This is a genomic window from Arthrobacter sp. D1-29, from assembly GCF_054130585.1.
In genome coordinates this window covers 4340305-4355861 of the sequence record NZ_CP096383.1, presented here as the reverse complement: position 1 = coordinate 4355861, position 15557 = coordinate 4340305, and the positions used below count along the sequence as shown (strand labels likewise).

The following is a 15557-nucleotide window of genomic DNA, read 5'->3' as shown; positions in this document are numbered from 1 at the left end:
TCAAGATCATGCCCACTGTGCTCGAAATGGCAGGTCCCATTCTGGAAATGCTGACCTGGCTGTGCCTGCCCGCCGGGCTGATCCTGCTCGTCTACACGGGGATCCTGCGGCGTTTTGTGCATCCCTGGTCAGTGGCTGAGGGCGTGGTGTACTCCGACCCGACCGGGACGGGTTTTCGCTGGTTTGACCAAAAGTACCGGGTCCACCATGCGCCCATGTCGCCACATGACATCAAAGACCTGGCTGTGGGGGACACGCTGCCGATCTACTACCACCCCAACCGCCCCACGCAGTGGCAGACCGCAGCTCCTGAGCCAGAGGGGAGGACCGCCGTCGCCCTTGGCCGGATCCTCACCGGAATTGGTACCGTCGCCTTCGTCGCGGGTTTTGTGCTTCCGATGTTCTAAGGGTGTTCATCAGGCGGTGGCCTGTGTTTGGGTTCAGCTATCAGGGAGTTGTCCAATCCGGCTGACTATTGCTGCCCCGGCTGATGGGGTGTGGCGAGGACCTGGTGGGGTTTGAAATCGGCGCGGGCGCCGGAAAAACTACAGGGCCGCACCCTCTATGAGGGTACGGCCCGGTAGCTAGCGTCAGGTTAGTTGTGCTCAGTCGAAGCCGTGGGTGTACACCTTGCGGATGGTCTCGGTGACCTCCCAGCGGCCCGACCAACCCTTGGGCTGCACCACGACGTCGCCGGCAGAGACCTCGTGGACGTTGCCGGTGGCGCCATCCGTGACGGTCACGCGGCCGCTGACGATGTAGCACACCTCGGTGTCCTCGCGGGGAGTGATGTTCCAGCCGCCGGGCTGGCACTCCCAGACACCAGTCTGGAAACCGGTGTCGAATTTCAGGATCGCCGTTTTGGGGTCACCCGAGTCGTAGCCGGCACGGTGGCCGTTGGGCTCGAGCTCGCCGGTGATTTTGGCTGCAGGGACATATACGTATGGACGCATGGTTTTTCCTTTCCACTCAATCGTGAATTGTTGACAATCGTACTCCATTCGTCAGTAGACGTCACTCCCTAGTCGTAACTAACCAGACTTCGACGCAATAAGAGGAGGCAGGGCGACCGGTGTGGTCACCCTGCCTCCTCCTGCATGCCGCACAGTCCCGCGCCCGTCCGTCGGGCTACCTGTTGCGATGGAGTGCGGGAACGGCAGCACGCTCACCGGACCATGAGTCCGGCAGCAGTGGCATCCGTCAGAGTTTGTCTGACCGGACTGCAAGTACAGGGCAGGTAGCGTCCAGCAGGATGCGCTGAACGGTGCTTCCCAGGATGAGCTTTCCCACCATGGACCGGTGCCTCAGCCCAATGACAATCATTTCGGCGCTGCGGTCCTGTGCGATCTGGATGACCGCGTCCCCCGGATCTGCCAGGATCGAGGATTCGATGGTCAGGGCCAGGCCGGCGTCGGTCAATTGGCCTTCCAACTCCCGCAATTCCTGCGCGTCCAGATCGTGGTGGCCACGGCCGACATTCACGATGAGCAGGTCTGATTTCCGAAGATGGGCTTCCCTAATCCCCTCAGTCAGCGCCTCCCTGCCTTCGGGGGCGGGTGCGTAGGCTACGAGTACTGTCATTTTTCGTTCTCCAATGGCATTTGATGTGCAGGGCGCCGGATGCTGGACGCTGCCGGATGCTAGACGGTGCCGGATGCTAGACGAGGGTGTTGAGCCAGCCCTGCGGCAGGTCAATCGGCAGGAGCGAGGGCAGTGCCAGAAGCACGACGTACAGGACGCCCGTGTAGATGATGGCGACCTTGAGCCGGGCCCTTGCGACTATCAGGAGGAAGGCCGGGATGAAGATCGTGACTGCAATCAGGTATCCGAAGGCGGCCGTGAGAGCCAGGAAGCCTGTCATCCAGAGGAACGTCTTCAACGCGAACTTTGCGTCAAGGGTCCAACCTGCCTTCGCGGGCTGTGTGCCAAGGATCCCCTCTGCCTCCTGAACAAAGGTGTCATCTGCCTTCGGGGTTCTGTCGCGAAGCCTTCTCCGGATCTCAATGAAGAGCAGGATGCCGGAGAAGATCAGGCCTCCGATGCTCACCAGCTGTGGGACCAGCCTGGCTTCCGGTGAGAATGAAGCGGACGACATTAGGGCGGCGGCGAAGGCGACGAAAAAGATGCCTGATGCTGTGAGGGACCAGGTTGAATTCTTCAGCGGAGCTTCGTCGTCCTCAGGCTGTTCGTCCCGGTGACCATCGTCAGTGTTGGTGCGTCGGCGGGCGCGGATGAACTTGATGAACGCCCAGATCATCGGCAGGATCAGGATTGCCAGGAAGACCATGACGCCGGGGCGGGCCATCCAGTCGAACCCTTCGTAGAGGCTGTCGGTGAGGAAGTAGTAGCGTTCCAGTGGAATGGCCAGGACGAAGCCAATGAGGAACGGTGCCCGAGGGAACCCCGTCGATTTCAGCAGCCAACCGAAGGCGCCGAGGATGATCATGATCCAGAGGTCGCCGAGCTGGCCGCCTTCCTGGAATGATCCCAGGAGCATGATGGCTACGAGGCCTGCTGCCAGGACGGCGAACGGGACCTTGGTCAGTTTTGCGAGCTGTTTGACGCTGAGGAAGCAGAGCAGCGCGCCAAGGATCGAAGCGATCGCGAAGGACCAGACGATCAGGTACATCAGGTCGAGGTGTTCGGTGATGATGGAAGGTCCGGGCTGGATGCCGTAAGTAAGGAGCATGCCCAGGAGCATCGCTGAGGGGACACCTCCGGGGATGCCGAAGAGGAGTGTGGGGATCAGGTCGCCGGCTTCCACGGAGTTGTTGGCGCTTTCGGGGCCGACAATGCCGCGGGGGTCTCCCTTGCCGAACTGGCGCTTATCCTTGGCGGTTGCGACGGCCTGGCCATAGGCCATCCAGGTTCCGGCGGTGGCGCCAACGCCTGGCAGGACGCCTGCCCAGATACCGATGAGCGCGCCGCGGATGACCTGGGTCCAATGGGTAAGCCATTCCCGGATGCCCTGGCCCCATCCGCCACCAAGGCTGATGGTTTGCTTTTGTCCGCGGCGCTGGCTGGCGCGGGATGCGATTTCGGCCAGACCGAAGATACCCAGGGCAACGGCGACGAGTGACAAGCCGTCGCCGAGGAACAGACTGCCGAAGGTGAACCGTTCCTCGGCTGTGGTGGGCGAGGTCCCAACCATGCCCAGGATCAGGCCAAGGAGGCCTGCCGAGACTCCTTTGATGATGTTTCCCCGTGACAGGACTGCCGCCAAAGATACACCGAGGACGGTCAGCATGAAGAGTTCGGGACTGGCGAAGGAGAGGACGAGGGGCCTGGCCAACGGGATGGCCAGTGTCAGGCCGACGGCGCCGATGATGCCGCCGGCCATGGAGGACAGGAACGCCAGGGTTAGTGCCCGGGCCGCTTGTCCTTTCTTTGCCATGGAGTATCCGTCCAGCATGGTGACGCTGGCTGACGCGGAGCCCGGGGCGCCGAGCAAAACCGCCGAGACAGTGTCCGAGGTATGGACTACAGCGAGGGCTCCGATAAGGAGGGCCAGAGCCTGGGGCGGTTCCATTCCGAACGTGATGGGGAGGAGGATCGCGACGGCGCCGGTGCCGCCGAGTCCGGGGATGAGGCCCATGATCAGACCAGCGACGGTGCCGATCAGGAGCATGATGAGCAGGGAGGGGTCAGCGAGGGATGCCAGCGCTGCCATTGCGGAGTCAAGCATGATGGTCCTTACTCAACGTGGATGTTGTATTTGTCCGCGAGCAGCCCTGTGACATAGGACCGGACGGAGCCGCTGACTTTGTAGGCGTCCCTGACGCGGTCGGCTACGCCGGCGTCCGCAACGAGGGGGTAGCCGCCGAGGACTTTGGCGGCCTTTTCTTGGAATCCTGCGTCTGTGCCCAGTTTTTCGCTGGACTGGCGCAGCAGCTCGTAGGCGGTCTCAGGGGTCTCTTGAGGAACCCAGAGCCCTTTTTGGTAGGTGTACGTCAGCCCGAGCAGTGTCTTGTAGGCCTCGTATTTTTCGCCCGAGGGTTTCATGCCGTGGAGCGTTTCGTACGCTTCTGCGACTGTGGGCACGTCGGGGAAGTTGGGGTCACGGATGACGTCCCCGGCTTCGTTCAGCTGGCCGAAGGACATCAGCACGACGGCTTTGCCTTCCTTGACAATGCCTGCGACGGCGGAGCCGTAGGCGGAGGTCGTCTGGTAGTCCAGATCGATTTCCCCGCGCTGAAGGGCCAGGTTGACAGGGCCCCGGCCCTCGAACCCGAAGGTGCTTGTCACGTCGGCTTCGAGCAGGTCGAAGGCGACCAGGGTGGTAATGTCCAGGCCCGTGGCGCTGATCCCGCCGAACTCGAGCGGCTGGTCCCTGTTGATGAGGTCCTGCACACCGGCCACCCCGGCTTCGGCCCGGGCGTAAATGACTCCGCCGGTGCCGTTCACCACTACAGGCTTAAGGTCTTCGAAGGAGTACTTCACGGCCGAGCGTCCCAGGACCCACGGCACCACGGTGGATGCCGTGCCGACCAGGATCTCGGTGCCGTCGGTCTTGGCTGAGCGGGCGAACCGGTTGGTGCCCAGGATGCCTTCGCCGCCGGCGTCGTTCACTGGCGCAAAACCCGGCCGGCCCGGAACATAATTGGTCAGTTCTGTGCCAATGAACCGCGCCCAGGTGTCAGTTCCACCGCCTGAAGCCAGGGGAATCAGGAACTCGAGGGTTTCTCCACTGAAGTTGCCGTCTTCTGTGCTTGAGGGCGGGTTCAGCAGGCTTCCACCCAGGACGGTGGTTGCAGCGCCCAGCAGTGCGAAAGCGCTGACGGCTGTAAGGACGGTGCGCCGGGAGTGCTTGGGCAGATCGGGCTGCTCGCTTGGCTCGGTCTGCCCGTCGGTGCCTTCCGGGAAGAGCCCGGGCGGCTCCAAGGATGACTTGTTGCTCGTCATTGAGGAATCCTTTGGTTTGGGCCTACCTCATTGCAACACCACTCGGGCGCAAGGACGAGGACAGGCGGTTATTTTTGTCTTCCGCTTACCAGGACTCTGGAAGCAGCAGTTCGGCGTCCGCGAGGCGGCGGGCGCTTCGAATCGTTCCGACGACGGACACGCCATCACGAATTTCCGCCCATGTCTGAACGATGCCGGCCGGGGTGCGCATGGTCAGCCCCGATGAAGGATCAGTGGGGAGGAGGTCCCGGACCACCGTCCCTTCGTGCTGGGCGGCCATGGTCAGGGCGACGCTTCCCGTGATAGCCAGGGCAGGATGGAGCCTTCCCATGGACAGCATTCTCACGTTGAGGTCCGCTTCATCGTCCTGGCCCGCCTTGCCCACCAGCGCCAGTTTCGGTATCGCCCGTGCTGCTTCAGCCCGGGTGGCCGCAAGGCCCATGCGTACGGCGGCATCCCGGCGAACGTCGTCCAAATGCACAAGGAGTGCAGCCTGGCTGTCGATGTCGGCAGACGCCTCCATAGCGGTGAGGCCGATGGACTCAGCGTCCAGAATGATGAGGGGAGCACCTGCATCGATGAGCGTGGCCGGAACTTCACGCCCGTCGAATGTCACTTTCTCCACCGGTTCACCCGTGGGAAACAGTTTCCCGGTGGTTCTCCCGGCGGGGTCCAGGAACCCCATGCCGACCGACAGCCCGGGGAACGGAACGCCGGGGATCATCTGGGTGCCTGTGTCCTGAAGCTGGCCGCCCGGCGTCGGAACTTTCTGCAGAATGAGCTGATCTGTGTTGGTGTTCAGGGTCCGGACGGATGTGCTCTCCTGGCCGGGAGCCACCCAACCCCGTTGGATTGCATAGGGGGCTACTACGGCTGAGCAGTTGCCGCAGTTGCTGCCCCAGTCCACCCGCTGCTCGTCGATGGCCACCTGTGCGAACGTGTAATCGACGTCGGCATGCTCGCTGAGGGAGCGGGTAAGGATGACGGCCTTGCTGGTGGTGGATGTTCCGCCCCCCACGCCGTCAATCTGACGGCTATCGGGGCTGCCGAAGAGACGCAGGAGAACTTCGTCCACGCTTTTTCCTGGGACCTGGAGATTGTCCCACTCGAACACCCAGCATTTGCTGGTTCCACCGCGCATCCACGCTGCTGGGATCTTTAACATGATTGCTTTCACACCTTCCTGGGCCCTTTGTTGGCCTGCAAGCCTTGCCGGTTGGCTCAAGTGTGATCCCCACTTGATATGAATTACAACCACCAAAAAATGCATATCCATGCACTTATTCTTCAATCACAGGTCTTGAAATGGGCAGGCGGCTAGGCGATCGGTGCAGGAGTTCTCAAAAACGGTGTCCCCTCGAGGGCCAAATTCCGCTCCAGATGAAGCGCAAGGATAATAATGTGAGGGGGAGGTAAGAAATCCTTCAAAGGAGACTCGGCAAATGCTTAACATTCGACGACTCGAATTGCTCTTGGACGTAGTGGAGCTTGGATCGATTACGGCTGCTGCCGAAAAGCACGTCTACTCGCCGTCGGGAGTCTCTCAACAGCTGCGGCGCCTGGAAGCCGAAATCGGGCAGCCCCTTCTTCAGCGGCAGACCCGTGGGATGGTCCCCACCGATGCCGGGCATGTCCTCGCTGCACACACGCGCCGTATCCTGCGACAGATGGCTGCCGCGGAGGCTGATCTGGCAGAAATAGCAGGACTGCACCGTGGCAGCCTCACCATGGGAACCTTCCCCACCTTGGGTGGTTCCTTTCTGCCGCTCGTGATCAGCAGATTCAAGAAGGAGTACCCGGCCATTGAACTGCACGTCCGCAGCAGCCGCTTCGAGGACCTCGTGGAAATGCTGGAAAACGGCCAGGTGGGAATGTCTCTTTTGTGGGACTACGAATGGAACCGGATCAATCCCGGGGACTTTGCCCTCACTACTGTCTTCGAAGACGCCACGGCGCTCATTGTTGGCAAAGACCACCGGCTGGCGCGGCGGAAGCAGGTGGACATGGCAGACCTGGCCACAGAAGAATGGATCGTTCGCGGTGATGCACATCCTGTGGTTGAAGTTCTGCAGAGAAGCGCACGTGCCGCGGGGTTCACTCCACGAATAGCTTTCCAGGCCAACGACTACCAGGAGGCCCAAGCCATGGTCAGTGTTGGCCTGGGCATAGCGCTTGCTCCGCGAACCGCAGTGGTCAACAAGCATCCAGGTGTCAGCATTGTTTCCCTCGGTTCGAGTGCCCCGTCCCGAAGAGTGCTCCTCGCCCACCGCCACGACAGGGTGCGCGCCGCCGCGGAAATGGCCTTCCAGGCAACGCTGCTGGACGTTGCCAAAGACACCACCGCGGACTTCCGGTGAAGGATGGCCTTCGCGAAGCCCGGTACCTTTACTCCGCATGCGGATGCGCGTGCACATCTGCATCGCCGCGCCTGGCATCCGCTGACCTGGCGGAGCTAAAGGGGAAGAGGTGAGCGAGCGGAAGTCCATTCGGTGGCTGTGGATGCTGATTGCCTCAGCAGTGCTTTGCCAGATCGCCCTCAACCTGGCTAGGCCGCTTATCTCCTATAAGGTGCTGGCCCTCGGCGGCGACTCGGTGGCAGTTGGCCTGACCTCTGCCTCCTTCGCCCTCCTTCCAGTGGCGATCGCCCTCTGGCTCGGGCGACTGTCAGACCGCCGAACGTCGATGAAGGGCATCACCTTGGCGGGGACGCTCCTGCTGGCGGGCGGCCCGTTCCTGCTGTCCACCGCCCCGTCCCTCCTGCTCGTTGGAATCTCCAGTGCGGTACTGGGCATTGGACACCTGTGCTTCACGATTGCTGGACAGTCCGCCATCGCAAGATTTGTTCCGCTCAGCCGGATGGACGCAGCCTTCGGCTGGTTCACTGCGTCATTCTCCCTTGGTCAGCTCGTCGGTCCACTTGTTGCAGGCCTGGCCATGGGATCTGCAGGAAACGCGGCGGCCGCCGCCCGGCTCATGGACGCCAACGCAGCATTGATGTTGGCGGGGGCAATATCTGTGCTGGCCATTCCGGTAGCTCTGGGGGCATCGGCGAAAGAACGCACGAGTGGACGGGAAACTTCAGAGGCAGCGCCGGCGAAGGCGCCCACATCTAAATCTGTAGGCCACCTTCTCGGTATCCCGACAGTGAAGACGAACATGCTGGCCAGCCTTGCATTGCTGGCCACAACCGACATCATCGTTGCGTTCCTCCCTCTGCTCGGAGAGGAAAATGGAATCGCCCCCATCGGAATTGGCGTCCTGCTGGCCATCCGGGCGGCAGCATCCATCACGTCCCGTCTGCTCCTGCCCGTCATGCTGACCCGATGGAGCAGAACCGGACTCATCACAGCCAGCCTTGCAGGGGCAGGCATCAGCTTGTCCATCCTGCCGTGGCTGTTTGGAAATCCAGTCCTTGCAGCCGTCCTCCTGGCAATCGTTGGATTCTTCCTCGGACTCGGACAACCGATCACGATGACCCTCATCACGCAGGCGGTTCCTCCAGATGCGCGGGGCGCCGCACTGGCGCTGAGGCTGCTCGGCAACCGCCTCGGACAGGTGGCCTTGCCGATAGGGGCAGGACTGCTGGCAGCTCCAGCTGGACCCGGGGGAGCCTTATGGATGTCGTCAGCCGTTCTCTGCGCTGCGTCCATCAGATGGCCCAAGAGGCGCTGAGCCCTCAAAGCGGCGAACACGAGGCACTCCTGGGAGCCAGCCAGTTCGCAGTCGCTACTCAGGCAATCGACCTAGTATGTCCCTCATGAAGGTTGCGCAAGCGCGCTCTGCTGCCGTGGTGATTAACGCCGGATCCCGCCGGGGAGCGGCAGCGCTTGAACTTGCGGTGGACAAGATGAAAATGGCAGGTTTGCCGATCACTTCCGTGCACCACGTGCTGTCGGGAGCAGAACTGGCCGGCACGCTCGATCAAGTGATGGCGGACGGGCACGACCTGGTGGTTGTTGGCGGCGGCGACGGGACGGTGAGCTGCGCCGCCGGCCGGGTTGCCGGCACCGACGTCATGCTCGGCGTTCTTCCACTGGGCACCGCCAACGACTTCGCCCGCACCCTGGAGATACCGAGCAACCTGGCCGAGGCGTGCGCTACCGTCGCGGACGGGAAGGTGGTGGACATCGACCTCGGCCGGGCAAACGGCGAGCCATTCCTCAACGTCGCGTCCGTAGGCCTCTCCGTGGCTGTTACCGAAGCTCTTAGCCCGCGGCTGAAGCGGTACATCGGGCCGCTGGCATACGGCATTGCCACCCTGAACGCTTATGCCCGGCACAAGGCTTTCCCGGCCCGTCTCGAGTTCACCGACGGGGACCACGAGCCGATGGAGCTCGACAACCTGCTTCAGGTGGCAGTCGGCAACGGCCGGCACTACGGCGGTGGCAACACGGTCTCCCCCACGGCTGGGATCGATGATCACACCCTGGACATCTACGCCATCCTGGCGGGGCCGCTCCGTGAGCACGTGAGCATCGCACGGTTACTCAAGGACGGAAGCTTCATCAAACATGACCGGGTGTATCACCTGACAAGCCGACGTGTCCGGGTGGTCACCGAGCAGCCGCTGCCAGTGAACCTCGACGGCGAGATCACCACTGCCACGCCGGCAGACTTCACCATCCAGCGCAACGCCGTGCACGTCGTGGTGCCACAGAGCAGCAGCAGCGCGCTGCTCGATGGACGGCATGCACCGCCGCCAGAAGACCCGTCCATCTAAAGCGAGGTAACCATGGATGTGAAGCCTGAAATCGGTGAATCCAATGCGGGAGGCTGGCAAGCCGAGTCACTGGAAGCCTTGGTGCAGCGGCTCCTGCCGGCAGCAGGACAGCGTCCGAACCGCCCTTGGATTGTAGCCGTTGATGGAAGGAGCGGGGCCGGCAAGACCACCCTGGTCAATCGTCTGCTGGCTCGAGTGCCGGACTCGGATGTGGTCCACACGGACGATGTAGCGTGGCACCTCTCGTTTTTTGACTGGGCCGATGAACTCCGTGAAGGGGTCCTCGAACCCCTGCTCCAAGGCGAGGCAGTCCACTACCGTCCGCCGGGTTGGGTGGCCCGGGAACGTCCAGGAGCCATTGCTTTACGCGCCGGGCGTTCGGTGGTGTGGGTGGAAGGGAGCGGATCATCACGACAAGACCTCACCGACCTGATCGACGCTTCGATCTGGGTGCAGTGCGACAACCTTGAAGCCAGACGTCGCCTCCTGGCACGAGATGGCCAGGAGGAACAAGACCTGCACAGGGAGTGGGAAGCCCAAGAAATTCCCTTCCTACTCCAAGACCGGCCATGGGAGCGGGCTACGGTGATCGTGGCCGGCAGGCCGGCCCTGGAGCACGATCCGAAGACCCAGATTGTGTTCCTGCCGTGAAAACTATCCCTGAAACTGTCCGGCCTAGACCCTGATGCTGCCCAAGAGCAGCCGGTAGCCGCTAGGCATCGATCACCATATCCGTCCGCGCGGTGGAGCAGCAGGGCAGGAACTTGCCTGCATCGATTTCCCGTGCCCGGATCCCGCCCTGGTGGTTCATCTCCACCTCCCCGGAAAGCTTGACGACCTTGCAGGAGCCGCACATGCCTTCCTTGCAGTTCGCGCCGATCCTGACGCCCGCACGCTGGGCCACCCCAAGGATGTGTTCTTCGGGGTCGATGCGCACATTGATGCCGGTGCGCATGAAGGACAGGGTGAGGCTTCCCGTTCCCACCGTGTCGAAGCTCGAGGCATCGGGGGACCCGGCCTCCGACCCCACGTCCGGATTGCCTCCAGGGGCTTCTGACGCGGGTACGTCCGGATCGACGGTTTCCAGCGCCAGCCCCGTGGCCTTCAGGGTTCCCTCGGCGTCGTAACCGGGCTCGTAGAGCCCGAACGCGGTGGGCTGGCTTTCGTAGTAGTCCTCGGCGGAATCGGCGATTTCCTCGGCGATTTCCTCCGCAATATCCACTGCAAACGCGAGCTCCGCCTGGTACTCAAGGAGGGTCTGGCGGTCTCCCGAGAAGAATTCCATGTATATGGAGGTGTCGTCGACGCCGACCTTCCTGAGGAGCTCAGTGGCGGTGTTCAGGTAACCCTCGGGGCCGCAGGCATAGACCTGGCGGCCGTTGGCATCGGGGGCAACCTCCTCCAGCATGGCCGCCGTCAGCCTTCCGGTGAGCCCTTCCCACCCCTCGGGAACGCTGCGGTCGCCCAGCGAGTAGAAGACCTTGACCCGCGAGTCAACTGAGGCGATGTAGGCCAACTCCTGGTGGAAGGCAAAGCCTCCGGCCTCCGCTCCGTGATAGAGCACCACAACATCCGCCTGTCCGGGCAGGGAGTGGATGGTCCGCAGCATCGACATGATGGGGGTGATGCCTGCGCCGGCAGCCAGCAAGAGGTACCGGGCCCGGCGGTCGGCGTCGGGCAGGTGGAATGCCCCGACCGGTCCGAGCATCTCCAGGACGGTGCCGGGCTTGACGTTCTCGTGCACCCACGGTGAGACGAGTCCCGCGGGGTCGCTTTTGACCGTGATGTTGAAGGTCCAGGGCTGTGTGGGTGAACTGGACAGCGAGTAGCTGCGGTCCACCGGATCCTGGTCCTCGCCGTTGAGGGGAAACGCGACGTTCACGTACTGCCCCGCACGGAACGCCAGCGGCGCACCGTCGCAGCGGCGGAACACGAAGGTCATCATGCCGCCCGCCTCGGGAACGGTCTCGACACATTCAGCCATGAACTCCTGCGGGTGCCAGGGGCCCAAGGCGCGGGCTGCGCCTGCGGCTCCCTCGGTGCTGCCCATTACCCTGTTCCAGGGCATCTCAAGACCGCGAATACGCTGTGGTTCCTGGGTGGCCGTCTCAGTGAGGACTTCAATCATGCCAAGTGCTCCTGCACGCGCTGCACGTACCAGTTGATGAACGCCTCCACCTGGTACTCGCTCTTCATATAAGGGCCGGGCTCGTACGCGGGGCTGCCGGCGCCCGTCTGGCACAGCTCCACGAACGCCTTGTCCTGCAGATTGGTCTGCTTCCAGGTGTAGGTGAGCTTCTCCAGGTCATAGTCGACGCCTTCCTCGGCGTCGTCAGCTACCAGCCAGGTGGTGCGCACCAGTGTCTGGTGTTCGTTCACGGGGAAAACACCGAACGTGATGACGTGGTCCCCCTGGAAGTGGAACCAGCTGTTGGGCTGCAGGTGCATCGAGCAGCGGCCAAGGCGGAAGTCCCGCAAGTCGCCGAGCAGCTTTTTGGAGAGCCTGCGCCCGTCCGGCGAGAACGATTCGCCCTCACCGTCGAGCGATTCCCGTGAGATGCGGATACCAGCTACGCGTGTGTCGAGCTCCTCCACCACCTCGTAGGGAAGGCCGTAGCGGCGGCAACGTTCCTCGAGTGAGGACTGTGCTTCCTTGTTGCGGTCCCATACTTCTTCAAGGTGGGCCGGGATCAGGCCCTCCGTCAGGCCCCAGGTGGGAAAGAGGGAGCAGGCGAGCTCCGGGTGGCCGTCACAGTGGTAGCACTCACGGTTGTTCTCCATGACGAGCTTCCAGTTGCCCTCTTCGATGATGTTCTGCTGGTAGGCGATTTTCGTCTTCGACAGATCGTGGGGCGCGAGGTAAGGCTCGAAGATCTTGGCGGTTTCGTCAAAATCCGCCGGCGGTTCGTTCGCAACGCAGACGAAGATGAGCCCGGCCACCACGCGGCTGTGGGCGCGCTTGAGGCCGAAGCAGCCCTTGTCGAACTTTGTCTCCCCGGGTGCCGAGGCGTGGATCAGATTGCCCTCCGGCGAGTAGGTCCAAGAGTGATAGCCGCAGACCAGGTTTCCCGTTGACCCGGCGGGCTCGGTCAGGACGCGGGCGCCGCGGTGGCGGCACACGTTGTGCAGGACGTTCACGCCGCCGTCGTCGTTGCGCAGCACGATCAGGGAGTAGGGCCCGTAGTCGACGGTGATGTAGTCGCCCGGCTCCGGGAGTTCGGCGATGCTGCCGGCGAAGATCCAGTGCTGGCCAAAAATGGCCTGCATGTCGATGTTGAAGATCGTCGGGTCGGTGTAGAAGGGGGCATCGAGGGAATATCCCACGCGCCGGAAATCGAACAACTCCTTGATTTCCGCCAGCTGCTCGGCAGGCAATGATGAGGCGAGTTTTCCGCGTGAATTGAGGGGCAAGACTGGAGCAGACATGTGTTTCCTCCCGGGAGGCGTGGATAAGCGGGCGATGCGTTGCGACCACTGCTTGCGTCAGTGCAAGCGGCGTTGTCGAAAACCTTGTATTCACGAGATTAGGGCCGATCGATCTGCAGCAAAAGCGCAACATTTAGGAGATAACAGTGCACAATGGGTGCATGATCGATCCACGGCTCATAACACTTCGGGTATTTGCCCGGTGCGGCACTGTTGGTGCGACCGCGGAGCTCACGGGTTATTCTCCCTCCGCAGTCTCCGCGCAACTGCGGGAGCTCCAGCGCGTGCTGGGAATGCAGCTGCTGACGAAGGATGGCCGGGGTGTGCGGCTGACCGCCACGGGCCGCTTTCTCGTAGAAGGCTCGGACGCCCTGATTGCGGAATGGGAGAGCCTGCGCGCCGCCGCCATGGAGGCTGGCGACCAGGTGCAGTCCCGTTTTGGCCTCGGCGGATTCTCGACGGCGGCCGCCCAGTTGCTCGCGCCGCTGGCCGCCACGCTGCGCTCAACACGCCCGCTGCTGGAGGTGCAGGTACTCGAGGCCAATCCGGCCCGCTGCTTCGACTTGTTGGTTGCCGAACGAATCGACCTGGCGGTCATCGTCGCCATGCAGTCCGACACCTATGTTGAGGACGATCCGCGCTTCGAGCAGACCGTTCTGCTCGACGATCCCCTGGACGTGATCATTCCCTCCGACCATCCGTTGGCTTCGCGGGAGACGGTGACGCTCGAAGAATTGGCGTCGGAACCCTGGATCACCGAGGCCGCGGGTTCCACCTACCATTCCCTGTTCACCGCGGCCTTCACGGCAGTCGGCGTGACGCCGCGGATTGCCCATGAGGCCATTGAATGGGAAACCCAGATCGCCTTCGTTGGTGCGGGGCTGGGCGTGGGGCTGCTGCCGCGACTGGCGCCCCTGCGTGGTGCCGAGAACGTGGTTCGACTGCGCATTACCGGCAAGGGGCGGCCCGCGCGCCGCATTGTCGCTGCGGTGCGCAGCGGCAGTATCGCATCACCCCTGATCCAGGAGTCGCTTGGCATCCTTCAGGCCAGGGCCCATCGGATCCTCACCGCCCGGCCCGAAGACGATCTCTGAAAAATGGCATGGCTGCAAGCCCCAGGTGGCGCACTCTAGTCCTGCTTAGTGATGTCCGGGCTGACGTCCTCAGAGATGTCCTCCGCCCACAAGTCGGGGTTGTTTTCCTGGAACGCCCGCATCATGTCCACGCACCGCTGGTCATCCAGGACCACCACCTCCACGCCGCGTGAGCGCAGAAGTTCGAACTCGCCGCCAAACGTGCGCGCTTCGCCCACCACCACCCGGGGGATTTTGAACTGGATGATGGTTCCGGTGCACATGGCACACGGGGCCAGGGTGGTGTACAAAGTGGTGTCCCGGTAGCTCTTCTGCCGGCCGGCCGCACGCAAGGCGGACATTTCCCCGTGCGCTATCGGATCGCCGTTTTGAACCCGTTCGTTGTGTCCGCTCGCGATGACCACGCCGTCACGTGCAAGCGCTGCCCCGATAGGAATGCCGCCTTCGTTGGCGCTCTTTTGGGCGGCTTGAAAAGCGGCTTCGAAAGCGGGGTCAGGGGCCGCTTGCGGCGTCAGTGGGCTGGTGGACTGCTGTGTGGGGTGGGTCATGCGGTCATTAAACCCCGTTTCGGCATTCTGTGGGGCGGTAAGGTGCGCCGTCACGGGCTGCCCAGGAGAACCACGCCGATTCCCAACGCCCCCAGCACAACCCCCGCGAACGCCGTCCAGATCACGGCGGAGGCGCCGGCGTCGACATTTTCCCGGACGATCCCCGCTGCGCTGGCACGGTAGCGGCGGCGCTGGGTGAAGTAAATGGCCGCTGCGGCCGTGATGGAAACGGCGAACAGCAACAGGATGGGCAGGCCGTGCTGGGGGAGCCAGCGCAGGAAAATGGCACTGACAGTGACCAGCGCCATCATGGTGCGGCCCCACGCCAGCGTGGTCCGTTCCGGCTGCAGCCCGGCATCGCCGTGCAGGCCAGGGGCTGGTGTGCGGCGTTCCACAGGTTCAGCGCCAGAGAACAAAAATCAGGACAGCGGCGGCCGCCAGGGCACCGGCCCCGGCCAGCAGTGGCACGATCAGAGGCAGCGGGAGCGGTGTTTTGTTGCGCATGCTGCGCTCCACCCTGATCCAGCGCACTGCTGATCCCGCGCTCAGCAACATTCCCAGCAGCAACAGCAGGACAGCCAGGCCTTTGCGCACAGGCTCCAGGAAAAGATCCGCGGTGAATGCCTCGATGGCTATCCCGCCGGCAAGGAGAGCCAGCGAGGTGCGGATCCAGGCAAGGAACGTCCGTTCGTTGGCGAGGGTGAAGCGGGGATCAGGTTCCGTTCCCCCGGGCAGCAGCCGCTCGGCCAGTTTCCCGCGCGACGGCGGCTCGGGACTGTTGGGCGGTGTCTGGTCGGTGGGCACGGTGCCAGTTTAGCCGCCGAACGCTGCCGGTCCCCGGCGTTGGGTCCGCCCCTTGCCGACGCA

The 15557-nt window shown here is 63.0% G+C and carries 16 protein-coding genes; 6 read left to right on the top strand and 10 right to left on the bottom strand.

Going from position 1 to position 15557, the window contains the following annotated elements:
- Nucleotides 1-8: 8 nt before the first annotated feature.
- A complete protein-coding gene (locus M1E17_RS19815; RefSeq protein WP_457963626.1) occupies nt 9-407 on the top strand; it encodes a hypothetical protein in 399 nt (132 codons plus the stop codon).
- Between the two features lie 198 nt (nt 408-605).
- Here the strand turns inward: M1E17_RS19815 and M1E17_RS19810 are convergent, their stop codons facing one another.
- The 5 genes from M1E17_RS19810 to M1E17_RS19790 form a co-directional block, all read right to left on the bottom strand.
- Nucleotides 606-953 (bottom strand): cupin domain-containing protein, encoded by a 348-nt coding sequence (locus M1E17_RS19810; protein WP_457963625.1) that lies wholly within the window; start codon nt 951-953, stop codon nt 606-608.
- A gap of 247 nt (nt 954-1200) precedes the next feature.
- Nucleotides 1201-1581, bottom strand: coding sequence for a universal stress protein (locus M1E17_RS19805; RefSeq protein WP_457963624.1), 381 nt, complete (start codon nt 1579-1581; stop codon nt 1201-1203).
- A gap of 76 nt (nt 1582-1657) precedes the next feature.
- Entirely contained in the window at nt 1658-3685 is a 2028-nt protein-coding gene (locus tag M1E17_RS19800) for a tripartite tricarboxylate transporter permease (RefSeq protein WP_457963623.1), read from the bottom strand.
- Between the two features lie 8 nt (nt 3686-3693).
- The gene (locus tag M1E17_RS19795; protein ID WP_457963622.1) at nt 3694-4902 is read right to left on the bottom strand and encodes a Bug family tripartite tricarboxylate transporter substrate binding protein; all 1209 of its coding nucleotides are present in this window, start codon (nt 4900-4902) and stop codon (nt 3694-3696) included.
- Between the two features lie 85 nt (nt 4903-4987).
- Nucleotides 4988-6067 (bottom strand): PrpF domain-containing protein, encoded by a 1080-nt coding sequence (locus M1E17_RS19790; protein WP_457963621.1) that lies wholly within the window; start codon nt 6065-6067, stop codon nt 4988-4990.
- Between the two features lie 277 nt (nt 6068-6344).
- Between M1E17_RS19790 and M1E17_RS19785 the strand changes: the two genes are divergently transcribed.
- From M1E17_RS19785 to M1E17_RS19770, 4 genes are all read left to right on the top strand, one after another.
- Nucleotides 6345-7259 carry a LysR family transcriptional regulator gene (locus M1E17_RS19785; RefSeq protein ID WP_457963620.1) on the top strand — a complete coding sequence of 305 codons (915 nt, stop codon included), beginning with the start codon at nt 6345-6347 and terminating at the stop codon, nt 7257-7259.
- Nucleotides 7260-7368: 109 nt separating this feature from the next.
- A complete protein-coding gene (locus M1E17_RS19780; protein WP_457963619.1) occupies nt 7369-8574 on the top strand; it encodes an MFS transporter in 1206 nt (401 codons plus the stop codon).
- Between the two features lie 76 nt (nt 8575-8650).
- A complete protein-coding gene (locus M1E17_RS19775) occupies nt 8651-9622 on the top strand; it encodes a lipid kinase (RefSeq protein WP_457963618.1) in 972 nt (323 codons plus the stop codon).
- A 12-nt stretch (nt 9623-9634) separates the two neighbouring features.
- Nucleotides 9635-10273, top strand: coding sequence for a uridine kinase family protein (locus tag M1E17_RS19770; protein WP_457963617.1), 639 nt, complete (start codon nt 9635-9637; stop codon nt 10271-10273).
- A 61-nt stretch (nt 10274-10334) separates the two neighbouring features.
- On the opposite strand, the gene M1E17_RS19765 is transcribed toward M1E17_RS19770, so the two are convergent.
- Together M1E17_RS19765 and M1E17_RS19760 are read right to left on the bottom strand one after the other, a co-directional pair.
- On the bottom strand, nt 10335-11750 hold the full coding sequence (locus M1E17_RS19765) for a ferredoxin reductase (RefSeq protein WP_457963616.1): 1416 nt from the start codon (nt 11748-11750) through the stop codon (nt 10335-10337).
- Entirely contained in the window at nt 11747-13048 is a 1302-nt protein-coding gene (locus tag M1E17_RS19760) for an aromatic ring-hydroxylating oxygenase subunit alpha (protein WP_457963615.1), read from the bottom strand. The genes M1E17_RS19765 and M1E17_RS19760 overlap by 4 nt, the downstream gene beginning before the upstream one ends.
- 161 nt (nt 13049-13209) lie before the next feature.
- On the opposite strand from M1E17_RS19760, the gene M1E17_RS19755 reads away from it, so the two are divergent.
- Entirely contained in the window at nt 13210-14142 is a 933-nt protein-coding gene (locus M1E17_RS19755; RefSeq protein WP_457963614.1) for a LysR family transcriptional regulator, read from the top strand.
- 35 nt (nt 14143-14177) lie between these two features.
- Here the strand turns inward: M1E17_RS19755 and M1E17_RS19750 are convergent, their stop codons facing one another.
- The 3 genes from M1E17_RS19750 to M1E17_RS19740 are packed head-to-tail and all read right to left on the bottom strand — an operon-like array spanning nt 14178 to nt 15494.
- Nucleotides 14178-14690 (bottom strand): nucleoside deaminase, encoded by a 513-nt coding sequence (locus M1E17_RS19750; RefSeq protein WP_457963613.1) that lies wholly within the window; start codon nt 14688-14690, stop codon nt 14178-14180.
- Between the two features lie 50 nt (nt 14691-14740).
- The gene (locus M1E17_RS19745; RefSeq protein WP_457967852.1) at nt 14741-15058 is read right to left on the bottom strand and encodes a DUF202 domain-containing protein; all 318 of its coding nucleotides are present in this window, start codon (nt 15056-15058) and stop codon (nt 14741-14743) included.
- 31 nt (nt 15059-15089) lie between these two features.
- Complete coding sequence (locus tag M1E17_RS19740; protein WP_457963612.1) at nt 15090-15494, bottom strand: YidH family protein; 405 nt, start codon at nt 15492-15494, stop codon at nt 15090-15092.
- Between the last annotated feature and the right edge of the window lie 63 nt (nt 15495-15557).